The 2,853-nt window shown below is 41.4% G+C and carries 5 protein-coding genes; all 5 read left to right on the top strand.

Annotated features, from left to right (window positions below; genetic code table 11):
• The first annotated feature begins 33 nt into the window (after window positions 1-33).
• Window positions 34-450, top strand: a complete 417-nt coding sequence (locus BN67_RS11770) for a hypothetical protein (protein ID WP_019223347.1) — start codon at window positions 34-36, stop codon at window positions 448-450.
• A 128-nt stretch (window positions 451-578) separates the two neighbouring features.
• Entirely contained in the window at window positions 579-713 is a 135-nt protein-coding gene (locus tag BN67_RS15220; RefSeq protein ID WP_280101214.1) for a hypothetical protein, read from the top strand.
• Window positions 714-2,081: a hypothetical protein gene (locus BN67_RS11765; RefSeq protein ID WP_019223346.1), complete on the top strand. Its 1,368-nt coding sequence runs from the start codon at window positions 714-716 to the stop codon at window positions 2,079-2,081. It abuts the gene before it with no gap.
• Window positions 2,078-2,611 (top strand): cupredoxin domain-containing protein, encoded by a 534-nt coding sequence (locus BN67_RS06565; protein ID WP_019223345.1) that lies wholly within the window; start codon window positions 2,078-2,080, stop codon window positions 2,609-2,611. The genes BN67_RS11765 and BN67_RS06565 overlap by 4 nt, the downstream gene beginning before the upstream one ends.
• Window positions 2,612-2,656: 45 nt before the next feature.
• The coding region (locus tag BN67_RS11760; protein ID WP_033313212.1) for a hypothetical protein at window positions 2,657-2,853 on the top strand (197 nt) is incomplete at its 3' end.

Here is a 2,853-nt window from a genome sequence, read left to right as displayed (position 1 = left end):
CGCTAGATTATCGTTATAAATCAATACGTTGCCATGGATAGAGGACTTACCAATGCTATGGCAGATCACTTTGGGCAATATATGCAAAATATGACACAAGCCAATGCGGTTCTTGGGGATCTGAATAAGTACCGGTTGGGAATGGTAGGGAATTTATTGCCCGCTTACAATAATGCTTATTCGAATGCCTTGCAGGGATCATCACTGCTTGATGATTACAATCAACGCCTTATTGATGCTGATCGTGAACGCTGGCTTGAGCAAGATAACAGTGGTTGGAATAGGCTGAATATGTTGATGAATGCAGCGCGTGGCTTTGCAGGCAATTATGGTCAGACAATGAATAAGAGTATAGCCTCCCTGATGCCAGGCAATGATCCATGGAGGAATGCACTGATTATAGGTGGTCTGGCACTTGAGGGAGCAAAGAATATTCCGTTTAAATGGTAGGTGATCAGTAGGCGCCGCCGCGGCAGCAGCAGGAGAATCTGCACTAAGCGAGTTCTTAAGAAGAAATCATAGAAGTAACCTGCGTGCATTTTTAGATATAAATTAAGTATATAGGAAAGGAAAAAGCCGTGACTTTTATTGACGCACCTTTTGGTCGACTGAGCCCGCAGGGATACTTGCAAGATAGGACGGAATATCCATTACCGGTACCACGGACGTGGTCTCGATTGCTGGAGGAAAGAGAGCGCAAAAAGCGCGAATAATTGTATGGGCGTAAGATATTAGGAGGGGTTATTCCGAAACTTGGTGAGAGACCTATTGATAAAAGAGATATGTTGCAGAAATTAATGCAGCAATATAAAGGTCCTCCTGCTATCAGTGTTATTCCTCATCCTAATTTAGCTTCCATGGGATCTTTTTTTCCTGCTGATTCAGCTACTATTGATCCTAATGCTGTGTATCGTGAAGAAGAAAAGTCACCTTACACCGTTCCTGGAGTGGAAATGCCTCTTGGTTTAGAAAATCTTGCACCACTGCCAAATTTACTAGAGGTTGATCCACAAAGTATTAAACCGAAGGTAGATACAACCTCAATATCACAGCCACCAGTCTCGGGGCAGGTACAGCCACCGGTAGATAATCGCAGTGGTTTTGAGAAATTTGTACAATCAGATTTTTATAAAAGTCTTCAAGATCTTGTTTCTGGTATGGCAGCAGCACCAGCAGGTGGTTCAGGGTGGGATACTCTTGCACATGGTGTTACGAAGCTTAGTGAAGGGAATAAACAAAGAGAACAAGTTAATCAAACCGTCGAGTATCTGAAGTCTAAAGGATACGGTGAAGAAGAAGCGCGGTTTATGGCAAGTAACCCTAAAATGCTTAGTGCTATTTTAACAGGTTCGAATAGTCCACAATTGCTTCCTGGGTTTGAGTGGTATGATAATCCGGAGACTCGTCAACGGGAAATGAGACCTATTAAAGGATCACCACAAGAGCTTGAGTATAATAAGAAAAAGAGAGAAGAACAAGAATATCAGTTCAACAAGCAGAAAAATATCGCAGTTACAGATGTGCAGCTCACAATTGGAATGAATGCTATTAATAACGCTATTCATCTCATAAAAGACAAGTTGTTTTCGACGGGGCTTCCAGGGCATCTTACGCGTGGGATTGGAGGAAGTCCTGCATATGACTTGGACCAAGAATTTCAAACGATTAAAGGTGGCGCTCTCAAGAATGTATTCGAAAGTTTAAAATCTCTCAGTAACAATGGAGCTATAGGTGTTGGTCCTATATCGAATACAGAAAGTGAAATGCTGGTATCAACTTTTGGTGCTTTAGACACTGGTCGTTCTAAAGAAAAATTGTTGGAAACCTTAGGAATGCTTCAACAAACACTTAAAATTTTGGAGAAATTTAACAAGCAACAACTGCATAATTTAGCAACAGGACAGCCTATAAATACCCCGCTAGAAATCGCTTCAGAATATTCTATTCATAATCCAATGGGCAAACAAGGTAGTGAAGATGCACCTACAATGAGTATCAAGGAAGTCACCGACAGAGATGACATCACTATATTTAGAGATCCTTCTACCAGTCTTATTATTGAAAAGGAAGAGGTTCGATGAATACTGATACGAGCATTCCTGAATATGTAACGTCCAAGAGTGGAAAACGTTATCGTTTGCGTGTTATCGATGATGCCTCCAATTCATCATTATCTAATAATTTTGTTGAAGGATTGCAAAATACAACAGATGATTTTTCCTTTGATGATAAAGACCTTACACCGTGGGATGTTCTTCGAAGTCATTTCATGTCTGGTTTAACAGTAGGCTATAGTGATGAGCTACAGGCGATACGTGAAGCAGGTTTTAAGGATTATTGGAGTAGCAATAAACGAGCAGAGGAGATTTATAACAAAAGAGTAGCAAAGGAACGGGCTTACCAAAAAGCCTTAGAAGAGAAATATCCATGGTGGTTGTCTACTGGTGCTTATGCGCTTGGTTCATTTATACCAACAGCAGCCTCATTTATCCCTGGGTTCCAATTTTTGAAATTAGGTTCTGCGGCATCAACCTTTGGAAGGATTGGTAAAGCTGCAGCTTTAGGAATGGGTTCTGGTGCTTTATGGGGCCGGCTCAGGGGATGGTCTTGATGACCGCCTTTTTTTGATAGCCAAACGGTTTCGGGAGGAACGTCTGTGATTTTTTGGTTTAAGAAATATTCCTTGAAGATGACAACGGCTTTAGCCGTTTTTTTTATGGCTTTATCTAGGGCGTTTTATCTCGGCAGGAAAGCAGAGCAGGATAAGCAAGTAGAGGGCGCTTTAAAGACAGCGAGAACACGGTTTGAGATTGAGAATGAAGTTAATCGAAAAGATGATAATGGCGTTCGCTC

Source organism: Bartonella rattaustraliani AUST/NH4 (assembly GCF_000312565.1).
GTDB lineage: Bacteria > Pseudomonadota > Alphaproteobacteria > Rhizobiales > Rhizobiaceae > Bartonella > Bartonella rattaustraliani.
Note: the sequence above shows the minus strand (reverse complement) of the source record. Positions and strands in the feature narration are given on the sequence as shown.

What these genes read in the sequence shown, in the direction of transcription:
- BN67_RS06565 (WP_019223345.1), top strand. Translation starts at nt 2,078, where the DNA reads ATGAATACTGATACGAGCATTCCTGAATATGTAACGTCCAAGAGTGGA.
- BN67_RS11770 (WP_019223347.1), top strand. Translation starts at nt 34, where the DNA reads ATGGATAGAGGACTTACCAATGCTATGGCAGATCACTTTGGGCAATAT.